The following is a 20,172-nucleotide window of genomic DNA, read 5'->3' as shown; positions in this document are numbered from 1 at the left end:
TGACGGCAGGTCCCTGGCGCGGCGCAGGGTCAGTCCCGGGCCGCGTCGCCCACGGCCTCGCGCCAGTGACGGCGGCAGAGCGAGACATAGGTTTCGTTGCCGCCGATCTGCACCTGCGCGCCCTCGGTGATGGCGCGGCCCTCGGCGTCCTGCCGGATCACCATGGTGGCCTTGCGCCCGCAGCGGCAGATGGTGCGCACTTCGCGCATCTCGTCGGCGAGGGCGAGGAGCGTGGCCGAGCCGGGAAAGAGCTCGCCGCGGAAGTCGACGCGCAGGCCATAGGCGAGCACGGGGACGTCGAGGTCGTCGACCACACGCGCCAGTTGCCAGACCTGCGCCGGTTCGAGGAACTGCGCCTCGTCGATGAAGATGCAGGCCACGGGGCCCTGTGCCAGCCGGGCCTCGATGCGGGCAAAGAGGTCATCGCCGGGCGAGAACAGTTCGGCATCCGCGCCGATGCCGATGCGCGAGGCGATGCGGCCGGTCCCGGCGCGCCCGTCGATGCGGGCGGTCAGCAGGTAGGTCTCCATCCCGCGTTCGCGGTAGTTGTGCGAGGCCTGCAGCAGAACCGCCGACTTGCCGGCGTTCATGGTCGAGTAGTTGAAGTAGAGCTTGGCCACGCGGCCCCCGTCCCGTCTTAGTCGTGGCGGCGCAGCAGGACCGAGCCCACCGAGTAGCCCGCCCCGAAGGAGCAGATCAGCCCGAGGTCGCCCTCGGCGAAATCGTCCGAATACTTGGAGAAGGCGATGATCGAACCGGCCGAGGAGGTGTTGGCGTAATCCTGCAGGATGTTGGGCTGTTCGCCCGGTTCGGGCTCGCGTCCCAGCACCTTGCGGCCGATGAAGTCGTTCATCGACTTGTTGGCCTGGTGCAGCCAGAGGCGTTTCAGCTGATCCGGCCCTACACCGTCCGCCGCGATGTGGTCGAGGATGTGCTCGCTCACCATCGGAACCACTTCCTTGAAAACCTTGCGGCCGTTCTGCATGAACTGCATGTCGCGCCGGTCGGCCACGCCATCGGGGCGCGAGCGGCGCAGGAAGCCGTTGTTGTTGCGGATGTTGTTCGAGAACTGGGTGGCGCAGCGGGTCGAGATGATGTCGAAGCGGGCGCCTTTGGCGTCCTCCGCGCGCTCCAGCACCATGGCGGTGCAGACGTCGCCGAAGATGAAGTGGCAGTCGCGGTCGCGCCACTCCAAATGGCCCGAACAGATCTCGGGGTCGACCACCAGCGCCTTCTTCACCGAGCCGGCGCGGATCATGTCGGCGGCGGCCTGCAGACCGAAGGTGGCGGAGGAACAGGCGACGTTCATGTCGAAGGCGAAGCCGCCCGCGCCGATGGCCTGCTGGATCTCGACCGCCACGGCGGGATAGGCGCGCTCCATGTTCGAGGCGGCGCAGATCACCAGCTCGATCTCGGAGGCGTCGATGCCGGCCTCGGCGATGGCCTTCTTCGCGGCGTCCATCGCCATTTCGGTCATGATCGAGGGTTCGTCGTCCGCGCGCTGGCGCAGGGCGGGGTACATGCGGGCCGGGTCCAGCACGCCGGTCTTGTCCATGACAAAGCGCTGCTCGATGCCCGACGCCTTGACGATGAACTCTTCCGAGGAATGCGCCTTGGCCTCGACTTCGCCCGCCTCGATCTCGGCGGCGTGCTCGGCGTTGTAGAGGTCGGCATAGGCGTTGAAGGATTCCACCAGCTCGGCGTTGGTGATGACCTGTTCGGGGGTAAAGACCCCGGTGCCGGTGATGGCTGGCGTATATGTCAAAGGACCGCTCCGCTCCCAAAAGGTTCGGCGGTTTTACCCATGCGCGCGCGTCTGGGCAAGCCTGTTGGGGCGGATCAGATCAGGGGAACGAAGGGAACGCCGCCACAGGCAGAGAGGGCAGTGAGGGCGATCAGGGTCAGGGCGAGGCGCATTCGGTGCGGTCCTTGTCGTTGGCTCGATGGAGGGAGAGTTGCCGAGGAATGGGGCGAGGGCAAGGCGGGGGAGGGGATTTCGGCGCCTTCCCCCGAACGGCGTGCTTTCCCCGCACCTGTCTGTGACGACGGGGCGGCCGGGCTTGTTCCCATCAGCGCGCGGCGCTTAGATGCGGAACCTGCAGGAGCGACCACTTGCCCAATTCAGAGGACGTCAAAGCATTGGTGGCCCGTTTGCTGCGGGGCATTGCATCGGACAACATCGTGCTCACCCAGTCCGCCTGGCGGGGTCTGCTGGAGACCGGGGCGTCGGCGGTGCCTGCGGTGCTGGCCAAGCTGGACAGCCGTCAATGGGAGAAGGCACCTGTCGGACCCGCCGCGAAATACCTTGGGGTTCTGTTGGCGATGCTGCACGAGCTTGACGAGGCTGCCTTCAAGGCAGAAATCGACCGGCTCTCGCGAAGGAGGCTGAACCCCCTTCACCGACGCACCGTGGAGCTGATGGCGCAGCGCTGGGGCGAGCGGCCCTATGGCCATCTCGACTGCGGTGTTCCGGTGCACATTTCGGACGAGGTCGCAGACCGGGAGCGGGTGTTTCGCGAGCTCTGCAAATGGAGCCGCACCCCCGGGCTGGCCATTGCGACGGTGACGCGGATCGACGTGATCCGGGCATCGCCCGAGTTGAGCTATCTTGGCCTCTACCGGTTGCACTACGGCTCCATCGTTCTGACCCGGTCCGGCGTCGACATATCCCGCTCGGAACGGCGTGTGCGGGATCTTCTGGCCAAGATGACCTTCTTTCACGAGGTAGGGCATCACCACCACGGCCATAAGGAGGGTGGCCAGATCGAAGAGCAGGAGCGGGAGGCGGAGGCCTATGCCAGGGCGATGTTCCGCAATTCAAACCCCGTGGCGAACTTCTTCATTCAGAAGGTTCTCGGGCCGCCATTGCGGCCGTACTTCCGCGCACGCCAGCAGAAACTGCGAAACAACCGCAGATACAGCGGGTAAGCCGCACAACTCCCAACTGGGTCAGGGGCGCGCCATCGCACGCCCCTGTGATCATCAAGCCTGCAGCGACTTCACCACGACGTCACCCTCGGCCTGCGCCTTGATCGCCAGCGCGGCGGCATGGGCGCCGGCGGCGGTGGTGAAGTAGGGGATCTTGTCGTAGAGCGCGACCGAGCGGATGCCCTTGGAGTCTTCGACCGCCTGTGCGCCCTCGGTGGTGTTCATCACCAGGTGCACATTGCCGTCCTTCATCATGTCGACGATGTCGGGGCGGCCTTCGTAGACCTTGTTCACCAGCTTGCACGGCACGCCGTGGCCTTCCAGCCAGCTCTGGGTGCCGCGGGTCGCGACGATGTCAAAGCCCTGCTCGACCAGCACCTGCGCGGCTTCCAGCATCTCGGCGGTCTTGTCGGTGTCCTTGATCGAGATGAAGGCGCGGCCTTCGCGGGGCAGGGGGTTGCCCGCGCCCATCTGCGCCTTGAGGAAGGCGCGGGGGAAGTCGCGGTCCCAGCCCATGACCTCGCCGGTCGAGCGCATCTCGGGGCCGAGGATGGTGTCGACGCCGGGGAAGCGGGCAAAGGGCATCACGGCCTCTTTCACCGAGAACCACGGCATGTTCGGGTCGGCCAGCGTCATCGGATCGGCCAGCGGCAGCACGGTGTCGTAGTCGGCATTGGCGTCATAGGGCGCCCGTGCCGGGAAGGCCGAGAGCTTTTCGCCTGCCATGACACGTGCCGCGATCGAGGCGATGGCGCTGTCGGTCGCCTTGGCGACGAAGGGCACGGTCCGCGAGGCGCGCGGGTTCACCTCGATGAGGTAGATCACCCCGTCCTTGACGGCGAACTGCACGTTCATCAGGCCGACGACGTTCAGCCCGTGGGCCAGCGCCTCGGTCTGCACCTTGATCTCGTCGATGATCGACTGCGGCAGCGAGTAGGGCGGCAGCGAGCAGGCACTGTCGCCCGAGTGCACGCCGGCCTCTTCGATGTGCTGCATGATGCCAGCCACGTGCACCTGCGTACCGTCGCAGATCGCGTCCACGTCCAGCTCCACCGCGCCCGAGAGATAGCTGTCGAGCAGCACCGGGCTGTCGCCCGAAACCACGACCGCGTCGCGGATGTAGCGCTTGAGCCCGTCCATGTCACGGACGATCTCCATCGCGCGGCCGCCCAGCACGTAGGAGGGGCGGATCACCAGCGGGAAGCCGATGTTATCGGCAATTTCCAGCGCCTCGGCGTCGGAATGGGCGATGCCGTTCTTGGGCTGCTTGAGGCCGAGGCGGTTCACCAGATCCTGGAAGCGCTCGCGGTCTTCGGCCAGGTCGATGGCGTCCGGCGTTGTGCCGAGGATCGGGATCCCGGCCTCTTCCAGCGCATTGGCAAGCTTGAGCGGGGTCTGGCCGCCGAACTGCACGATGACGCCGTGCAGGGTGCCGTTGTCCTGCTCGACGCGCAGGATTTCCATCACGTGCTCGAAGGTCAGCGGCTCGAAATACAGGCGGTCCGAGGTGTCATAGTCGGTCGACACGGTCTCGGGGTTGCAGTTGACCATGATGGTCTCGTAGCCCGCATCGGTCAGCGCAAAGCAGGCATGGCAGCAGCAGTAGTCGAACTCGATGCCCTGACCGATCCGGTTGGGACCGCCGCCGAGGATCACGACCTTTTTGCGATCCGACGGGCGCGCCTCGCATTCGACCTCGCCGTAGACCGGCATCTCGTAGGTCGAGTACATGTAGGGCGTCTGCGCCTCGAATTCGGCGGCGCAGGTGTCGATCCGCTTGAACACGGCGACGACACCGGCGTCGGTGCGGGCCTTGCGGACCTCGCTCTCGGTCTTGTCGGTCAGCTTGGCGAGACGGGCATCGGTAAAGCCCAGCATCTTGAGCGCGCGCAGCCCGTGCTCGGTGGTCGGCAGGCCGTTCTGCTCGACCTCCTGCTCGGCCTCGATGATTTCGCGGATGCGCGCCAGGAACCACGGGTCGAACTTGGTGATGCCCTGGATCTGGTCGTCCGAGATGCCCTCGCGCATCGCCTGCGCGATGACCCGGAGCCGGTCCGGCGTCTGCTGCGACAGGGCCTTGGTGATCGCGGCCTCGCCCGAGGTCGGATCGTCGGCGCCCGGAATGTCGATCTCGTCGAACCCGGTCAGGCCGGTTTCCAGCGAGGCCAGCGCCTTTTGCAGCGATTCATGGATGGTGCGGCCGATGGCCATGGCCTCGCCCACCGACTTCATCGCGGTGGTGAGCTCGGGCTTGGAACCCGGGAACTTCTCGAAGGCAAAGCGCGGGATCTTGGTGACGACGTAGTCGATGGTCGGCTCGAAGGAGGCCGGGGTGACCTTGGTGATGTCGTTGTCGAGCTCGTCCAGCGTATAGCCCACGGCCAGCTTGGCCGCGATCTTGGCGATGGGGAAGCCGGTGGCCTTGGATGCCAGCGCCGAGGAGCGCGACACGCGCGGGTTCATCTCGATCACCACCATGCGGCCGTCGACCGGGTTGATCGCCCACTGCACGTTCGACCCGCCGGTTTCCACGCCGATCTCGCGCAGCACGGCGATCGAGCCGTTGCGCATGATCTGGTATTCCTTGTCGGTCAGCGTCAGGGCAGGGGCCACGGTGATCGAGTCGCCGGTGTGCACGCCCATCGGGTCCACGTTCTCGATGGAACAGACGATGATGGCGTTGTCGGCGGTGTCGCGCACCACCTCCATCTCGTATTCCTTCCAGCCCAGCAGGCTCTCGTCGACGAGGATCTGGCCCATCGGCGAGGCATCCATGCCCGAGCGGCAGTAATGTTCATAGTCGTCGCGGTTGTAGGCGACGCCGCCGCCGGTACCGCCGAGCGTAAAGGCGGGGCGGATGATCGCCGGCAGACCGATGTCGTCCAGCGCTTCGAGCGCAAGGCGGACGCCCGCGTTGAGGTCCTTCTTGCCGTTCTCGCCCTTGGGCGCGGTCACGATGGTCGCGCGCGGGTTCTCGATGCCGAGCCGGTCCATCGCTTCGCGGAACAGCTTGCGGTCCTCGGCCATCTCGATGGCCTCGCGCTTGGCGCCGATCATCTCGACACCGAACTTCTTCAGCACGCCCATCTCTTCCAGCGCCAGCGAGGTGTTCAGCCCGGTCTGGCCGCCCATCGTGGGCAGCAGCGCGTCGGGGCGTTCCTTCTCGATGATGCGGGCGACGACCTCGGGGGTGATCGGCTCGATGTAGGTCGCATCGGCCAGGCCCGGGTCGGTCATGATCGTGGCGGGGTTCGAGTTCACCAGGATGACCCGGTAGCCTTCCTCGCGCAGGGCCTTGCAGGCCTGAGCGCCGGAATAGTCGAATTCGCAGGCCTGCCCGATGATGATGGGTCCGGCTCCGATGATCATGATAGACTTGATATCAGTTCTCTTCGGCATCGTTCGGTCCCCATTTTCCGCGAGTCAGGTCCGCGAGGGCGGACCCAAATTGTCGTGCGTTATAGGCATGGAGGGCGTGGGTGCAAGGGGCCTTTCGCGCAGGGCCTCCGACCGCGCCCCGCGCGGCAGCGCAGGCGGGCCCTTGGCGCGGGCGCGGGGCAGGCCGCCAGTCGGACGACCCATCCCCCGAACCCTGTCACTCCGCCGCCTGGCGCTTGCGCGCGTCTTGCCTGCGATAGAGATAGTCTCGGGTGATCGGCACCGCATCCCGCTGATGTCCAAGCTGGAAGTGGAACACCGCCTGCCGGTTCAGCTCGAAGCTCAGGAAGCAGATGGTCAGGTAATAGCGCCACATGCGGATGAAGCGCGCGTCGTACATCTTCTTCACCTGCTCGATGTTGGCATCGAACCGGCGCAGCCAGTGCCGCAGCGTATAGGCGTAGTGCAGCCGCCAGACCTCGAGGTCGAGGTTCCAGAGACCCGAGTTCTCGATCGCGGGGGCGAGTTCCGACAGCGAGGGCACGTAACCGCCGGGGAAGATGTACCTGGTCATCCACTTCGATTCGGCCATCGGCGGACCGGTCCGCCCGATGGTGTGGATCAGCGCCACGCCGTCGCGTGCCAGCAGGTCCGAAACCTTGTCGAAGTAGACCGAGTACTGCGGCAGGCCGACGTGTTCCAGCATCCCGACCGAGACGATGCGGTCAAAGGGTTCGTCCAGCAGCCGGTAGTCCTGCAGGCGGAAATCGATCAGATCGCTCAGGCCCTGCTCCTCGGCGCGCATCTTCGCCCGCGCCAGCTGGTTCTCGGAAAGGGTCACGCCGGTGACCTTGGCGCCATAGTCGCGCGCCAGCGTCAGGGCCATGCCGCCCCAGCCGCAGCCGATGTCGAGCACGCGCATCCCGGGCTCGATCTGCAGCTTGTTGGCGATATGCGCCTTCTTGGCGATCTGAGCCTCTTCCAGCGAGATATCGGGGTCGTAGAAATAGGCGCAGCTATACTGCATGTCCTCATCGAGGAAGAGGCGATAGAGATCGTCGGAGATATCGTAGTGATGGGCCACGTTGGCCTGCGCCATCTGCGGCGTGTTCCGCGTGATCCAGTTGCCAAGGCGGAAACGCGCCCGGTCCATCGCCCGGACCCAGAAGGGCATCACGTCATGGTAGCTGTTGCTGAGGATCAGGCTGATCAGCCCCTCGATGTCGTCATTCTCGATCGTCAGGCGCTCGTCCATATAGGCTTCGCCAAGGCCGAGGTCGGGCGCGGTGCAGAGTTTGCGGAGGGTGTCGGTGTCCTTGATCCGCACCGCCGCAGCGTAGGACCCTCCCGAGCCGTAGGATCGCGTCTTGCCGTCCGGGTAAGTGACGCTCAGCTCACCGTCCCGGACCAGCCGCGAGAGCATTTTGTCAAAAATGGTTTCCCACATCCCTTCACCCCCGATGAAAAGTTTACCTTTTTATCCAGCGCGGTCAGCAGCATACACCAGAGATTTAGTTTGCCAACAATTGTATGCAAGTTTCATGTAATCTGGCCTCCCCCTTGACTTCCAAAGCCGGGCAGGCTGTATCGGCGCGACCCGGAAAACCCGCCCGAAGGATTATCTAGAATGCACGCCTATCGCAGCCATACCTGCGCCGCCCTGACTGCCCAAAATGTGGGCGAAACGGTCCGCCTCTCCGGTTGGGTGCATCGCGTCCGAGATCACGGCGGGATCCTCTTCATCGACCTGCGCGACCACTACGGCGTGACGCAGGTGCTCTGCGACCCCGACAGCCCCGCCTTCGCGGATGTCGAGAAGGTCCGCTCGGAGTGGTGTATCCGCATCGACGGCGAGGTAAAGGCACGGGCTCCGGAACTGGTGAACCCCAAGCTGCCGACGGGCGAGATCGAGGTCTTTGTCCGTGATATCGAGGTGCTGGGCGCCGCCAAGGAACTGCCGCTGATGGTCTTCGGCGATCAGGAGTATCCCGAGGAAACCCGCCTGCGCTATCGCTACCTCGACCTGCGCCGCGACGTGATGCAGAAGAACATGACCCTGCGCTCCGACGTGGTGGCCTCGATCCGCAAGCGCATGTGGGGCAACGGCTTCCGCGAATACCAGACACCGATCATCACCGCATCGAGCCCCGAGGGCGCACGCGACTTCCTCGTGCCCTCGCGCCTGCACCCGGGCAAGTTCTACGCCCTGCCGCAGGCCCCCCAGCAGTTCAAGCAGCTGATGATGGTCTCGGGCTTCGACAAGTATTTCCAGATCGCTCCCTGTTTCCGCGACGAGGACCCGCGCGCCGACCGCTCGCCCACCGACTTCTACCAGCTCGACATGGAAATGAGCTTTGTCACCCAGCAGGACGTGTTCGACACCGTCTCGCCGGTGCTGGCAGGCGTGTTCGAGGAATTCGGCGGCGGCAAGAAGGTGGACGCCCCCGCCGAGTGGCCGCAGATCTCCTACCGTGACGCCGCGCTCTGGTACGGCACCGACAAGCCCGACCTGCGCAACCCGATCAAGATGCAGGTGGTGTCCGAGCATTTCGCAGGCTCCGGCTTTGCCATCTTCGCCAAGCTGCTGGAGCAGGACGGCACCGAGATCCGCGCGATCCCGGCCCCCACGGGCGGCTCGCGCAAGTTCTGCGACCGCATGAACGCCTTTGCCCAGAAAGAGGGCCTGCCGGGGATGGGCTACATCTTCTGGCGCGAACGTTCCGCCAGATTGACAGCGCAAGATGCTGATCTTAGGGCAAAAAAGATCGCTGACATTAAGCGCGAAGATTTCAGCACAAACTCCGAATATGGTGCTGCAATTTGGAAAGCTTGGTTTGAAGATGTATTGCCGGAGGGGTACTGGGCTGGAGTGGCAGAGAGCTTGGCTACTGCAAAAAGTTCTGGAGACCAACAGACTGCAAAACTTCTCGAAGGCCTCATCGCCTCCGGCGTCGAGCCCGCCGGCCCGCTGGCCAAGAACATCGGCCCAGAGCGCACCGAGGCGATCCGCCAGCAGCTGGGCCTCGGCGTCGGCGACGCGGCCTTCTTCCTTGGCGGCAAGCCGTCGGCCTTTGAAAAGGTCGCGGGCAAGGCCCGTACCGTCATCGGCGACGAACTCGGCCTGACCGAGACAGACCGTTTCGCCTTTGCCTGGATCGTGGATTTCCCGATCTACGAAAAGGACGACGAAACCGGCAAGATCGACTTCGAGCACAACCCCTTCTCGATGCCGCAGGGCGGGATGGAGGCGCTGAACGGCGACCCGATGAAGGTCATGGGCTTCCAGTATGACCTCGCCTGCAACGGCTACGAGCTGGTCTCGGGCGCGATCCGGAACCACAAGCCCGAGATCATGTTCAAGGCCTTCGAGATCGCGGGCTACCCGAACGAGGAAGTGATCAAGCGCTTTGGCGGCATGGTCAACGCCTTCCAGTACGGCGCCCCTCCGCACGGTGGCTGCGCGGCGGGCATCGACCGGATCGTCATGCTGCTGGCCGGCACCTCGAACATCCGCGAGGTCATCATGTTCCCGATGAACCAACGCGCCGAGGACCTGATGATGAACGCCCCCAGCGAGCCGACCGCCGAGCAGCTGATGGAGCTGTCGCTGCGGGTCATCCCGCAGGACTGATCCAATGCTGGATGCCTTGCGCAAGGCCGGGTTCGACATCGCGACCCGCAACCATGCCGAGGCCATCCTCGCCCATGATTTCCCCGGTGAGCTTTCGACCCTCGTCGAACAGCTCACCGCTTTCCGCATCGGCATCAGCGAGATCGTCGGCGGGGGCGGGGGCGAGTCCGGGCAGACCCAGCGGCTGCGCAACGCGCTGAACGAGAGCGGCTGGCGCAAGCATCACTTCTCGGTCCAGACCATCGTCGACGGGCGCGAACGCGCCGGGGTGAGCCACGAGGTGGATCACGTCCGCTTTGCCGAAAAGGGCACGCTGGCGCTCGAGATCGAGTGGAATAACAAGGACCCGTTCTTCGATCGGGACCTCGAGAATTTCCAGCGGCTGCACGCGCTCTCAGCCATCTCGGTGGGGATGATCGTGACGCGCGGGTCCTCGATGCAGGAGGCGTTCCTGCCGCGGGTCACCAACTGGATGAAGGCGCAGGGCCTGACCTCGGAAGAGGACATCGACCGGCTGAACATCTCGGAACGCACCCGTGCCCAGCGGGACGCCGTGGCCCGCCACGTGGCGCGCGGTGTGCCCTTTCCGGACGCCTTTGCGCGGAACTTCGTCAACAGCAAGTTCGGGCAGGCCACAACCCACTGGTCCAAGCTGGCCGACCGGGTGGCGCGCGGCGTGGGCAACCCGTGCCCGCTGTTGCTGATCGGGCTGCCCGATACGCTGCTGTCGGACGCCGCGCCCACGGACGCGGCCCCCGACCTCTTCGGCTGAGGATCACTCCTCCAGCGCTTCCTCGCGCTTCTTCTCGATCAGCTTGGCTTCCTGCTCCTTGCGCTCGAGAAAACGGTCGCCGTAGCCCTTGATATCGGCTGCGGGGATGATCTCGCGCGCCTTGGCAAAGACCTCGTCTTCCTCTTCCTCGATGTGATGCTCGTAGTCGTGGCGCAGTTTCTTGAACTTCTGCAGCCACGCGCCCGAGCTCATGTCGGTCTCGCGCAGCTCTTCCATCAGATCGTCCAGTTCCTTGTGCTCGTGCACCGAGTGGCGGGCATCGTCCTGCCCCCATGTCTTGGAGATCAGCTTGGAATAGAAGGTTTCTTCCTCCGCCGCGGCATGGCTTTTCACATCGTGGTAGAATTCGGTCCACGCCTCCTGCCGCTCCTTGCTGTCCCCGTGGGTGTTGCCCAGGATTTCCAGCAGCTCGCGATGGCGGTCGTGGTCGGCTTTGATGGCTTTGTAGATGTCACTCATTGCATTGGCTCCCTAGCTACCGGGAGCAAACGCAACAGGCCGGAAAATGGTTTCCGCTATTCCGCGGCGACGCCGGAATTGTAGGAGTAGGTCTTCCAGCTGGGCTTGTAGTCCGCGTCGGCCTGGTTGCCCCAGACGGTCCAGCCCTGCCGCACGCCGCGCCCGAACATTTCAAGGTAGGGGCCCCAGGAACAGCTCTCGATCAACTCGTACTGTTCATCGGGCTTGCGCGAATGCTCGCGCTTGCGCGACTGGATCATGTTGACCTGACGCCGTCCGGCGTCGAGCGTGCGGGCGTTCTTGCCCCGGGTGCCGAACAGCAGGATCTCGGTCACGTTGCGAAAGTAGAAGCCCACGCCGCGCCCGTCGCTGCCGCCATCCTTGCGGACCTTGTGCCAGATGATGTTCGACTTGTACTCGAATCCCCAGGACGACAGCACTTGAAGCCCCTCGGGCAGCAGCGCGTTGGGAACCCACATGTAGCAGTGCGCCCGCTCTTCCAGGTGGTCGGCGACGGGAAGCGCACAAATTTCCTCCAGCGTCATCGTCGGATAGCGCGCGAGGCGTTTGTGCTCGGGCGCGACCTTGCCGGTACGGTTGGTGAACCGCCAGGGCGGATCGGCCATGACGGTGGCGAACCGGTCCTTCCCGAGAAAGCGCGACAGGTCTTGTGCGGGTGAATCTGACATATCCAACATATAGCGCGGCCTTTCCCGTTCTGTCACGCGCCAGTTTCCTGCCGCCACGTCTTTGCCGGGGCGGAACATCGGCCAGCCCGAGGTGGAACAATAGTAGAACGGCGGCGGTTTCTCAAACCCTAATCGCGCGCCGATCCGCCGACGCAGGGACGGACAGACAAAAGTGATGCGTTCAAGGACCGAAGGCGAATGTAAGTGCCTTCGCCCGTTGATATCCTGCGGGCAGGTGATCAGGGAAAGAGGTGTTCAGGTGGTGTTCTCTCCCGAGCTTGCGGAAACCCGCTTTGGCTGTGGACTGTCCCCGGTGGTGACCCCGCCGCGCTCTGCGGGCGACATGCTCGACGGGCTGGCAGATGCCGACGACATGGCGGCCCGGTTTCCCATCGGCACCTTCGACAGCTACCGCGACTACCTCTTCGAGGCCCGCAAGTTGCAGCGCGCCTTCAACAAGGACCGGCAGGACAAGGACAAGCGCGCGGCCTTCCAGCAGGCCAAGGACCGCGCCCGGCAGACCGACATGCAGTTCAGCGTCAACACGCTGCTGCGCTGCACCTACAGCACCACCCCCTTCCGTGAGAGGCTGGTCGCGTTCTGGAGCGATCACTTCACCGCCTACGGCAAGAACAACGTCATGGGCACGGCGACGACGCCCTACATCGAGGACGCGATCCGGCCCCGGATCACCGGGCGTTTCGGCCACATGCTGGTCGCGGTAACGACGCACCCGCTGATGCTGCACTACCTCGACCAGGACCGCTCGGTTGGGCCCGATAGCAAGGCGGCGCTGCAAAAGGGCGGCGGCCTCGGTCTGAACGAGAACCTCGCCCGCGAAGTGATGGAACTGCATACGCTGGGCGTGGGCGGGCCATATGCGCAGGATGACGTGCGCCAGCTGGCCGAGCTGTTCACCGGCATGGGCTTCAGCCCCGCCAAGGGCTTCGTGTTCCGCGCGGCCCAGGCCGAACCGGGGGCCGAGACCCTGCTGGGCAAGAGCTATGGCGGCAACCCGGCGCGGGTGGAGCCGATCATCGACGCGCTGCACGACCTTGCGGTCCATCCGGCGACGGCGCGCCACATCGCGCGCAAGCTGGCTGTGCATTTCGTCGCGGATACGCCGCCGGACGAGCTGGTCGATCACCTCGCCGCGCGCTACGCCGACACCGCCGGCGACCTGATGCAGGTCTATGCCGCCCTGCTGGACCACCCTGCCGCCTGGCAGGAGCCGCGCGTGAACATCAAGCCCCCGGTCGATTTCATCGCCTCGGCCTGGCGCGCGCTGGCGGTTGATCCCGACCATGCGGCGCAGCTGCCCTACAACGACCTGCGGCGCACGCTGGTGCAGCCATTGAAACTGATGGGCCAGCCGTGGCAGCGCCCGGTGGGGCCGGACGGCTGGTCGGAACACGACGAGGCATGGCTGACGCCGCAGGGGGTGGCCACCCGGTTGCGCTGGGCCGTCTCGGCACCGCGAACCCTGCGGCCCGACCTGCCCGAGCCGACCGCCTTCGTCGATCAGGTGCTCGGCCCTTACGCGACCGAGCCGGTGCACTTTGCCGCCCGCGCGGCCGAAAGCAAGTCCGACGCCATCGGGCTGATCCTCGCCTCCCCTGCCTTTCAACGCCGATAGGAGCCCGTCATGCCCCCAGTCTTGTCCCGGCGCGCCTTCCTCTCCCGCTCCGCGCTGCTCGGATGTTCCCTCGCCGCGAGCCCGCTGCTGACCCCGGTGAGCTATGCGGCCGCGCCCTGGGACACGCGCCTCGTGGTGATCATCCTGCGCGGCGCGATGGACGGGCTCGACGTGGTCCGGCCCTATGGCGATCCCTCCTATGCCGCCCTGCGCGGCGCGATCGGTGGCGGACCGGAGAGCGGGGCGCTGGATCTCGACGGGTACTTCGCCCTGCACCCGGCGCTGGAACCGCTGATGCCGCTCTGGCAGAGCCAGCAGCTTGGCTTCTTCAACGCCGTCTCGACCCCCTACCGCGACAAGCGCAGCCACTTCGACGGGCAGGACATTCTCGAGGCGGGGACCGACGGGCGCAGCGGGGGCCACGACGGATGGCTCAACCGGATGCTGACGCGGGTGCCCGGCGTCGAGGCGCGCACCGCCTTTGCCATCGGCTATGGCGAGATGAAGGTGCTGAGCGGGCCCGCGCCCAAGTCGGACTGGTCGCCGGATGCCAACCTCGCGCTGTCGCCGCAGGCCGTGCGGCTCGCGGAAATGGTGATGGAGGAAGACCCGGCGTTCCATGCCGCGCTCTCCGAGGCGATGCTGCTCTCGGGCGATGGCGCGGCCGGGCTCGGCATGGCGGACGAGGACGGGGCAGGGGAAATGATGGGCGGCACCGCGATGAACGCCCGCGCCCCGGCTGGCGGCGCGCATGTCAAGGTTGCCCAGTTCGCCGCCGAACAGCTGCGCGGCGACACGCGGGTCATCTCCTTCTCGATCAACGGCTGGGATACGCACAGCCGGCAGGACCGCGCCATTCGCCCGGCGCTGGGGCGGCTGTCGGACACCATCCTGACCCTGCAGAACGGCGTCGGCCCCGAGGTCTGGCAAAAGACGGCAGTGGTGGCGATGACCGAATTCGGTCGGACCGCGCGGGTGAACGGGACCGGCGGCACCGACCACGGGACCGGCGGCGTGATGGTGATGGCGGGCGGGGCGCTGCGCGGCGGCCGGGTCTATGGCGACTGGCCGGGCCTCGACGAGGCCAGCCTGTACCAGCGGCGCGACCTGATGCCCACGCGCGACGTGCGCGCCCCGGCGGCCTGGATGATGCGGGCGATGGCCGGGCTCGACCGCGCCGCGCTGGAACAGGTGGTCTTTCCCGGGCTGGAGCTTGGCGGCGATCCGGGTCTGCTGCTCTAGGCCCCGACGCCGAGGCTTGCCAGCGGCGCGATTACGCATAAGGTCAGGCCCATGACAGACCGTGATCCCTCCCGCCCCGTTGGTCCCCTCGTTCCCGGCTGGACCCCTCCGCAGGCCCCCACCGGCGAGGTGCTGGAAGGCCGTTACACGCGGCTTGAGCCGCTGGAGGCCGCCGCCCATGCCGAGGCGCTGTTTCCGGCCTATGCCGGGCAGGACTGGGTCTGGGATTACATGCCCTACGGACCTTTCGAGACGACTGACAGCTATCGCGACTGGATGGCGGGGATGCAGGGCCAGCCTGATCCGCTGTTCTATGCGATCCGCGACCTGGAGACCGGCGCGCTCGGCGGCGTCGCGTCCTACCTGCGGGTGACCCCGGCGGCCGGGAGCATCGAGGTCGGGCATATCAACTACGCACCAAGGCTCCAGCGGACCCGCGCGGCGACCGAGGCGATGTACCTGATGATGCGCTGGGCCTTCGACGCGGGCTATCGCCGCTACGAGTGGAAATGCGACGCGCTGAACCACATGTCGCGCCGCGCGGCGCAGCGGCTTGGGTTCAGCTACGAGGGCATCTTCCGGCAGGCGGTCGTGGTGAAGGGCCGCAACCGCGATACCGCGTGGTTCGCGATCACCGACAAGGACTGGACCACTCTGCGCGGGGCCTTCGAGCAATGGCTGGACCCGGCCAATTTCGAATCCGACGGGACCCAGCGCATCGCGCTCAAGGACCTGACCGCCCCGGTGCGGGTCGCCTCCGACCCGAGCCTCTGAGCCAAGGCACCGGCGGCGCACGGGGCGTTCTGCCTCAAGCGGCGCCATGGTTCGGCCCGTTCGCTGGTGCCCCTTTTCCGCGCGTAGCATTTCAGAACCGCAACAGCCTCCGCGACGGTCCCAGTGCGGGAACCGGGGCAGGGGGATGCTGACAGCGCCGCGCCTCGCGCGCGGCCTTGCGCGCCTGCACGAAGAGAGCGATCAGCAGGGTGAGCAGCGTGATCAGAAAGGTGGCGATCATCTCAGATGGCCCTTTTCTGCTGGATGCGGTCCTGCACCAGACCGGCAACCCGGGCGGCGTCTGCCTCCGGATGGCCGGAGGCGCAGGCACGGGCAAGGCGGTCCGCCGCACTGGCGAGGTCACTGTCGTGCGCGCTGCGCGCCAGCGCCCCGATGAACTGGGCCAGGTAGTCGAGCGTCGCGCCCTCGCCGGGGCTGGTCAGACCGCTGGCGGCAAGCTCCAGATCGTCCATCAGCGCCATGTGATCGGGCAGGACCTGCTCGGTCGTGATCGGGCGCAGCTCGGTCGGGCGGCGGTCCGGCGGCAGGCGGGCGATGATCTCGGACTGGAACCCCGACAGCGACTGGTAGGGCTTGGACAGGAACCCGTCGGCCCCGGCTTCCAGCGCCGGGCCCGCGAGGTCATCGGCGGAGGTGGCGAGGATGATGCCGATCCGCGGCATCGAGTGGTGCAGCTCGCGGATCAGGTCCAGCCCCGAACCGTCGGGCAGGCCGAGGTCGATGATGATGGCGGTGGGGCGATAGACCTGCAGGTGGCGCCGCGCCGAGCGCAGGCAATCCGCGCGCCGGATCCGCGCGCCGCTGCGCAGGCAGAGCAGGCGCATCGCCTCGCTGGCATAGCGGCTGTCCTCGACCACGAGGATGGTCAGGCCCAGCAGGGGCCGCTGCGGCTGGGCAGGGGGGTGGGGGGTGGCGAGCTGTTCCGAATCGTCCATGAGATCATCCTTTCCGCTCATGGGAAAAGGCTAGGTCACGCTGGCTAACGTGGCGTTAATGGCGGCCCCCGGACGATGTGAGCGCTCGCACCCCGCCCGCGCCCATTCGTCCCCTTGCCCTCGCGCGGGCCGGGCCCCATAACCCAGACAACCTGTCATGACAGACCCACCGGGGAGGAGAGCCCAGATGATCGGCCGTTTGAACCATGTCGCCATTGCCGTGCCGGATCTCGAGGCCGCGTCCGAGCAGTATCGCAGCGCCCTCGGCGCCTCGGTCGGCGCACCGCAGGACGAACCCGACCACGGCGTGACCGTGGTTTTCATCGAGCTGCCGAACACCAAGATCGAGCTGCTCTACCCGCTGGGCGAGAACTCTCCGATCCAGGGCTTCCTCGACAAGAACCCCTCGGGCGGCATCCACCACGTCTGTTACGAGGTCGAGGACATCCTCGCCGCGCGCGATCACCTGAAGGGCACCGGGGCCCGCGTGCTCGGTTCGGGCGAGCCCAAGATCGGCGCCCACGGCAAGCCGGTGCTGTTCCTGCATCCCAAGGACTTCAACGGCACCCTCATCGAACTCGAGCAGGTCTGACCGGGGAGGCTGGCATGGGCGTCGTTTCGGGCATCGTGCTCTACGTCATCATCTGGTTCCTGACCTTCTTCGTGGCGCTGCCGATCCGGGTCGAGACGCAGGGCGACAAGGGGTCCGTCGTGCCAGGCACCCACGCAGGCGCGCCGGAGAACCATCATCTGAAGAAAAAGGCGCTGATCACCACCGGCGTCGCGCTGGTGATCTGGGGCATCATCGCCACGGTGATCCTCTCGGAATGGATCACGGTGCGCGATCTCGACTGGTTCCACCAGATGGGAACCGGCAACTAGCGCCCCGGCGCGGTCACCCCGTCGTCACTCCGCCGGTTCAGCCGCCATCCCGGCCTGGATGAAGGGGAACTTGGTCTCGATCCAGTCGGCGAGGGTGGTGACCATGGGCGCCAGTTCCTCGCCCAGCGGGGTCAGCGAGTATTCCACGTGCGGCGGAACCACCGGGTGCGACACCCGCCGCACGAAGCCGTCTGCTTCCAGCGCCTTCAGGGTCTGCGCCAGCATCCGTTCGCTGACACCGCCGATCTTGCCGCGCAGCTCGCTGAAGCGGTGGGTGCCGTCGGCCAGCACCATGAACACCAGCACGCCCCAGCGGCTGGTCACGTGCCGCAGCACATCGCGCGAGGGGCACTCGGCGGCCAGCAGCTGCCCGCGCGACACCAGTTCCGACAGTTTCGGCGGCTGATCCACGACATCTCTCCGATTTCTCAAAACTAACAAAAATGTACGTACTTACGAAAAGTTTGCAAGGGGCCATATGGTCAATCGGAACGCAAAACATCGAAAGGATTGCTTCATGATTGCCGTAACCGGAGCCACCGGCCAGCTTGGCCGCCTCGTCATCGACGCCCTGCTCGAAAAGGTGCCCGCCGCCTCGGTCGCCGCGCTGGTGCGCGACCCGGCCAAGGCCGCCGATCTCGCGGCCATGGGGGTCACCCTGCGCCAGGCCGACTATGCACAGCCCGAGACCCTGTTCCCGGCGCTCGAGGGCGTGGACACCCTGCTGCTGATCTCCTCCTCCGAGGTGGGCCAGCGCGCGCCGCAGCATCAGGCGGTGATCGACGCCGCAGCCGCCGCCGGGGTCGGGCTCGTCGCCTATACCAGCATCCTGCACGCCGACAGCTCGCCGCTGGCGCTCGCCGAGGAACACCGCGCGACCGAGGCCGCGCTGGCTGCCTCCGGGCTGGACCACGTCCTGCTGCGCAATGGCTGGTACTCCGAGAACTATGCGGGGTCGGTTCCCACCGCCGCCGAGCATGGCGCGGTGATCGGGGCTGCGGGCGAGGGGCGCATCGCCGCAGCGGCGCGGGCCGATTACGCGGCGGCGGCAGCGGCCGTGCTGGCCGATCCGGCGGCCCATGCGGGCAAGACCTATGAACTGGCGGGCGACACGGCCTTCACCCTGGCTGACCTCGCCGCCGAGATCGCGCGCCAGTCGGGCAAGCCGGTGACCTATCAGGACATGCCCCAGGCCGCCTATGCCGAGGCGCTCAAGGGCTTCGGCCTGCCGGGCCCCTTCGCCGAGATCCTCGCCGATTCCGACGTGGGCGCCTCGCGCGGCGGTCTCTTCGATGACAGCCACGCGCTCTCGGCTCTGATCGGGCGTCCGACGACGCCGATGTCCGAAATGGTCAAATCCGCCCTCGCGGGCTGAGACCGGGGCGCCGGGGGTCTCCCCCGGCGCCGTCCCTATGCACGGCGGTCGCCGAGCATATGGTAGATATGGGTGAAGGTCGCCGCCCCGAGGATCGGGATCACCAGGTTCAGGAGCGGGATCGACAGCGGCAGCGCCATCAGCACCCCGGCCGCCCAGATGGTCCGCGAATGGCGCTGGCGCAACTCGCGCGCCCCGTCCCGCCCGACCCGCCGCATGGCGGCAAGCGTGAAGTATTCCCGGCCCAGCAGGTAGCCGTTCATCCCGTAGAAGATGATCGGCCCGGCGAAGGGCAGCACCGGCGTCAGGATCAGGTAGACCACCAAGGCGCCGAGGTTGGCGGCAATCAGCACGCCGAGGAAGTTGACCGTATCCTTCAGCGCATCCCCGAAGGAGACCTGCATCGCCGGGGGGAGCATCGGGTAGTGCCTGTCCTCCACCGCCTGCGCCACCTCGTCGAGGAACATCGAGGTGATCGCCGAGGCGACCGGGATCATCAGGAACACCGAGAGCACCAGCATCAGCAGCACCGACCCGACGCTCAGCAGATCGCCCACCCAGGTCACGTCACCCAGCACCGGCAGCCAGACGGTATCGCCCGCAAGCGTCTCGATCAGCCAGACAAACCCGGCGGTCGTCGCGATCAGCAGCGCCAGCGTCAGCCCGACGCCCAGCAGCAGGACCTTGCGAAAACGCCGGTCGCCGATCTGGCCGAGGGCGAGGAAGAAGGCGTGAACGATCACGATGCCACCCAGGTGGTCAGGGTTGCGATGTCGGGGCGCGGACGGTCGGGCGGCGCGGCCCGCTCGGTCCCGATGTGGATGATCCCCGCCACCCGCTCGTTCTCGTCCAGCCCGAGCCCCTCGCGGCAGAAGGCGGCATCGTGGCTGGCCCAGCCCGAAAGCCAGTTGGCGCCCCATCCGGCCGCCAGCGCGGCGTTCAGCAGGGCAAGGCACACCGCCCCGGCTGAATAGGTCATCTCCAGCGCCGGGATCTTGTCCGACTCCTTCTGGATCTCGACGACCACCACGGCAAGGTTGCCCTGGTCGAACTGGTTGCGCGCCTTCTCGATGTCCTCGGGGGCCCGCCCCTCCGCCGCGGCGCGCGCCCCGGCCAGCTCGGCCAGCCGCGGCATCGCCCCCTTCTCCAGCACGATAAAGCGCCAGGGCTCCAGCTTGCCGTGATCCGGGCTGCGTCCGGCGGCGGTGAGCAGGGTCATCAGCTCTTCACGTCCGGGCACCGGTTCGGCGAGCGTCTTGGCCGGTCGCGAGCGGCGGGTCAGCAGGAAATCGAGGGCGGCGCTGTTCTTTTCGGGCATATGTAAAACCTTTTTACATCCGGCTACTATGTTGGCGTCACGCAATGGCGTTTCAAGCGGCAGGCTTAGCTTTCTTGCCGCCGGATTGCACCACCCCATTCCCGGCCTTCT

At 66.4% G+C, this 20,172-nt stretch carries 20 protein-coding genes; 9 read left to right on the top strand and 11 right to left on the bottom strand.

Annotated elements, in window-relative coordinates; genetic code table 11:
• Window positions 1-29: 29 nt before the first annotated feature.
• Window positions 30-620: a thymidine kinase gene (locus tag DDT93_RS14855; protein WP_109466632.1), complete on the bottom strand. Its 591-nt coding sequence runs from the start codon at window positions 618-620 to the stop codon at window positions 30-32.
• A 17-nt stretch (window positions 621-637) separates the two neighbouring features.
• The gene (locus DDT93_RS14850; protein ID WP_109466631.1) at window positions 638-1,765 is read right to left on the bottom strand and encodes a beta-ketoacyl-ACP synthase III; all 1,128 of its coding nucleotides are present in this window, start codon (window positions 1,763-1,765) and stop codon (window positions 638-640) included.
• 347 nt (window positions 1,766-2,112) lie between these two features.
• On the opposite strand from DDT93_RS14850, the gene DDT93_RS14845 reads away from it, so the two are divergent.
• Window positions 2,113-2,928 (top strand): hypothetical protein, encoded by an 816-nt coding sequence (locus tag DDT93_RS14845; protein WP_157960184.1) that lies wholly within the window; start codon window positions 2,113-2,115, stop codon window positions 2,926-2,928.
• A gap of 54 nt (window positions 2,929-2,982) precedes the next feature.
• Here DDT93_RS14845 and carB read toward each other — a convergent pair whose 3' ends face one another.
• On the bottom strand, window positions 2,983-6,327 hold the full coding sequence (gene carB, locus DDT93_RS14840) for a carbamoyl-phosphate synthase large subunit (protein ID WP_109466629.1): 3,345 nt from the start codon (window positions 6,325-6,327) through the stop codon (window positions 2,983-2,985).
• A gap of 196 nt (window positions 6,328-6,523) precedes the next feature.
• Entirely contained in the window at window positions 6,524-7,753 is a 1,230-nt protein-coding gene (locus DDT93_RS14835; protein ID WP_109466628.1) for an SAM-dependent methyltransferase, read from the bottom strand.
• A 180-nt stretch (window positions 7,754-7,933) separates the two neighbouring features.
• Here DDT93_RS14835 and aspS point away from each other — a divergent pair, with 180 nt between their 5' ends.
• On the top strand, window positions 7,934-9,937 hold the full coding sequence (gene aspS, locus DDT93_RS14830; RefSeq protein ID WP_109466627.1) for an aspartate--tRNA ligase: 2,004 nt from the start codon (window positions 7,934-7,936) through the stop codon (window positions 9,935-9,937).
• 4 nt (window positions 9,938-9,941) lie between these two features.
• On the top strand, window positions 9,942-10,709 hold the full coding sequence (locus DDT93_RS14825) for a BglII/BstYI family type II restriction endonuclease (protein WP_109466626.1): 768 nt from the start codon (window positions 9,942-9,944) through the stop codon (window positions 10,707-10,709).
• Between the two features lie 3 nt (window positions 10,710-10,712).
• On the opposite strand, the gene DDT93_RS14820 is transcribed toward DDT93_RS14825, so the two are convergent.
• Together DDT93_RS14820 and DDT93_RS14815 are read right to left on the bottom strand one after the other, a co-directional pair.
• Window positions 10,713-11,189: a hemerythrin domain-containing protein gene (locus DDT93_RS14820; protein WP_109466625.1), complete on the bottom strand. Its 477-nt coding sequence runs from the start codon at window positions 11,187-11,189 to the stop codon at window positions 10,713-10,715.
• A 56-nt stretch (window positions 11,190-11,245) separates the two neighbouring features.
• A complete protein-coding gene (locus tag DDT93_RS14815; protein WP_109466624.1) occupies window positions 11,246-11,878 on the bottom strand; it encodes an MT-A70 family methyltransferase in 633 nt (210 codons plus the stop codon).
• Between the two features lie 259 nt (window positions 11,879-12,137).
• Between DDT93_RS14815 and DDT93_RS14810 the strand changes: the two genes are divergently transcribed.
• Genes DDT93_RS14810 through DDT93_RS14800 form a run of 3 tightly spaced genes read left to right on the top strand, consistent with a single transcriptional unit; the run spans window position 12,138 to window position 15,530 of the window.
• Window positions 12,138-13,514: a DUF1800 domain-containing protein gene (locus DDT93_RS14810; RefSeq protein WP_109466623.1), complete on the top strand. Its 1,377-nt coding sequence runs from the start codon at window positions 12,138-12,140 to the stop codon at window positions 13,512-13,514.
• Between the two features lie 9 nt (window positions 13,515-13,523).
• Complete coding sequence (locus DDT93_RS14805; RefSeq protein WP_109466622.1) at window positions 13,524-14,756, top strand: DUF1501 domain-containing protein; 1,233 nt, start codon at window positions 13,524-13,526, stop codon at window positions 14,754-14,756.
• Window positions 14,757-14,807: 51 nt separating this feature from the next.
• Complete coding sequence (locus DDT93_RS14800; protein ID WP_109466621.1) at window positions 14,808-15,530, top strand: GNAT family N-acetyltransferase; 723 nt, start codon at window positions 14,808-14,810, stop codon at window positions 15,528-15,530.
• A 91-nt stretch (window positions 15,531-15,621) separates the two neighbouring features.
• Here the strand turns inward: DDT93_RS14800 and DDT93_RS26535 are convergent, their stop codons facing one another.
• Complete coding sequence (locus DDT93_RS26535) at window positions 15,622-15,771, bottom strand: hypothetical protein (protein ID WP_157960183.1); 150 nt, start codon at window positions 15,769-15,771, stop codon at window positions 15,622-15,624.
• A gap of 1 nt (window position 15,772) precedes the next feature.
• Window positions 15,773-16,486 (bottom strand): response regulator transcription factor, encoded by a 714-nt coding sequence (locus tag DDT93_RS14795; protein WP_109466620.1) that lies wholly within the window; start codon window positions 16,484-16,486, stop codon window positions 15,773-15,775.
• A gap of 187 nt (window positions 16,487-16,673) precedes the next feature.
• On the opposite strand from DDT93_RS14795, the gene mce reads away from it, so the two are divergent.
• Together mce and DDT93_RS14785 are read left to right on the top strand one after the other, a co-directional pair.
• On the top strand, window positions 16,674-17,078 hold the full coding sequence (mce, locus tag DDT93_RS14790) for a methylmalonyl-CoA epimerase (RefSeq protein ID WP_109466619.1): 405 nt from the start codon (window positions 16,674-16,676) through the stop codon (window positions 17,076-17,078).
• Between the two features lie 14 nt (window positions 17,079-17,092).
• On the top strand, window positions 17,093-17,368 hold the full coding sequence (locus tag DDT93_RS14785; RefSeq protein WP_109466618.1) for a DUF1467 family protein: 276 nt from the start codon (window positions 17,093-17,095) through the stop codon (window positions 17,366-17,368).
• A gap of 24 nt (window positions 17,369-17,392) precedes the next feature.
• Here DDT93_RS14785 and DDT93_RS14780 read toward each other — a convergent pair whose 3' ends face one another.
• On the bottom strand, window positions 17,393-17,779 hold the full coding sequence (locus DDT93_RS14780) for a winged helix-turn-helix transcriptional regulator (RefSeq protein ID WP_198654856.1): 387 nt from the start codon (window positions 17,777-17,779) through the stop codon (window positions 17,393-17,395).
• A gap of 106 nt (window positions 17,780-17,885) precedes the next feature.
• On the opposite strand from DDT93_RS14780, the gene DDT93_RS14775 reads away from it, so the two are divergent.
• Window positions 17,886-18,743, top strand: a complete 858-nt coding sequence (locus DDT93_RS14775; protein ID WP_109466616.1) for an NmrA family NAD(P)-binding protein — start codon at window positions 17,886-17,888, stop codon at window positions 18,741-18,743.
• Between the two features lie 35 nt (window positions 18,744-18,778).
• On the opposite strand, the gene DDT93_RS14770 is transcribed toward DDT93_RS14775, so the two are convergent.
• Together DDT93_RS14770 and DDT93_RS14765 are read right to left on the bottom strand one after the other, a co-directional pair.
• Window positions 18,779-19,486 carry an EI24 domain-containing protein gene (locus DDT93_RS14770; protein ID WP_109466615.1) on the bottom strand — a complete coding sequence of 236 codons (708 nt, stop codon included), beginning with the start codon at window positions 19,484-19,486 and terminating at the stop codon, window positions 18,779-18,781.
• Window positions 19,483-20,061, bottom strand: coding sequence for a nitroreductase family protein (locus tag DDT93_RS14765; RefSeq protein WP_109466614.1), 579 nt, complete (start codon window positions 20,059-20,061; stop codon window positions 19,483-19,485). The genes DDT93_RS14770 and DDT93_RS14765 overlap by 4 nt, the downstream gene beginning before the upstream one ends.
• Window positions 20,062-20,172 lie beyond the last annotated feature (111 nt).

Source organism: Albibacillus kandeliae, assembly GCF_003116585.1.
Taxonomy (GTDB): Bacteria; Pseudomonadota; Alphaproteobacteria; order Rhodobacterales; family Rhodobacteraceae; genus Albibacillus; species Albibacillus kandeliae.
Note: the sequence above shows the minus strand (reverse complement) of the source record. Positions and strands in the feature narration are given on the sequence as shown.

Bases quoted from the DNA above. Each gene is read 5' to 3' on its own strand.
- carB (WP_109466629.1), bottom strand. From the start codon at position 6,327: ATGCCGAAGAGAACTGATATCAAGTCTATCATGATCATCGGAGCCGGA.
- DDT93_RS14835 (WP_109466628.1), bottom strand. From the start codon at position 7,753: ATGTGGGAAACCATTTTTGACAAAATGCTCTCGCGGCTGGTCCGGGAC.
- aspS (WP_109466627.1), top strand. From the start codon at position 7,934: ATGCACGCCTATCGCAGCCATACCTGCGCCGCCCTGACTGCCCAAAAT.
- DDT93_RS14825 (WP_109466626.1), top strand. From the start codon at position 9,942: ATGCTGGATGCCTTGCGCAAGGCCGGGTTCGACATCGCGACCCGCAAC.
- DDT93_RS14820 (WP_109466625.1), bottom strand. From the start codon at position 11,189: ATGAGTGACATCTACAAAGCCATCAAAGCCGACCACGACCGCCATCGC.
- DDT93_RS14815 (WP_109466624.1), bottom strand. From the start codon at position 11,878: ATGTCAGATTCACCCGCACAAGACCTGTCGCGCTTTCTCGGGAAGGAC.
- DDT93_RS14805 (WP_109466622.1), top strand. From the start codon at position 13,524: ATGCCCCCAGTCTTGTCCCGGCGCGCCTTCCTCTCCCGCTCCGCGCTG.
- DDT93_RS14800 (WP_109466621.1), top strand. From the start codon at position 14,808: ATGACAGACCGTGATCCCTCCCGCCCCGTTGGTCCCCTCGTTCCCGGC.
- DDT93_RS26535 (WP_157960183.1), bottom strand. From the start codon at position 15,771: ATGATCGCCACCTTTCTGATCACGCTGCTCACCCTGCTGATCGCTCTC.
- DDT93_RS14795 (WP_109466620.1), bottom strand. From the start codon at position 16,486: ATGGACGATTCGGAACAGCTCGCCACCCCCCACCCCCCTGCCCAGCCG.
- mce (WP_109466619.1), top strand. From the start codon at position 16,674: ATGATCGGCCGTTTGAACCATGTCGCCATTGCCGTGCCGGATCTCGAG.
- DDT93_RS14785 (WP_109466618.1), top strand. From the start codon at position 17,093: ATGGGCGTCGTTTCGGGCATCGTGCTCTACGTCATCATCTGGTTCCTG.
- DDT93_RS14775 (WP_109466616.1), top strand. From the start codon at position 17,886: ATGATTGCCGTAACCGGAGCCACCGGCCAGCTTGGCCGCCTCGTCATC.
- DDT93_RS14765 (WP_109466614.1), bottom strand. From the start codon at position 20,061: ATGCCCGAAAAGAACAGCGCCGCCCTCGATTTCCTGCTGACCCGCCGC.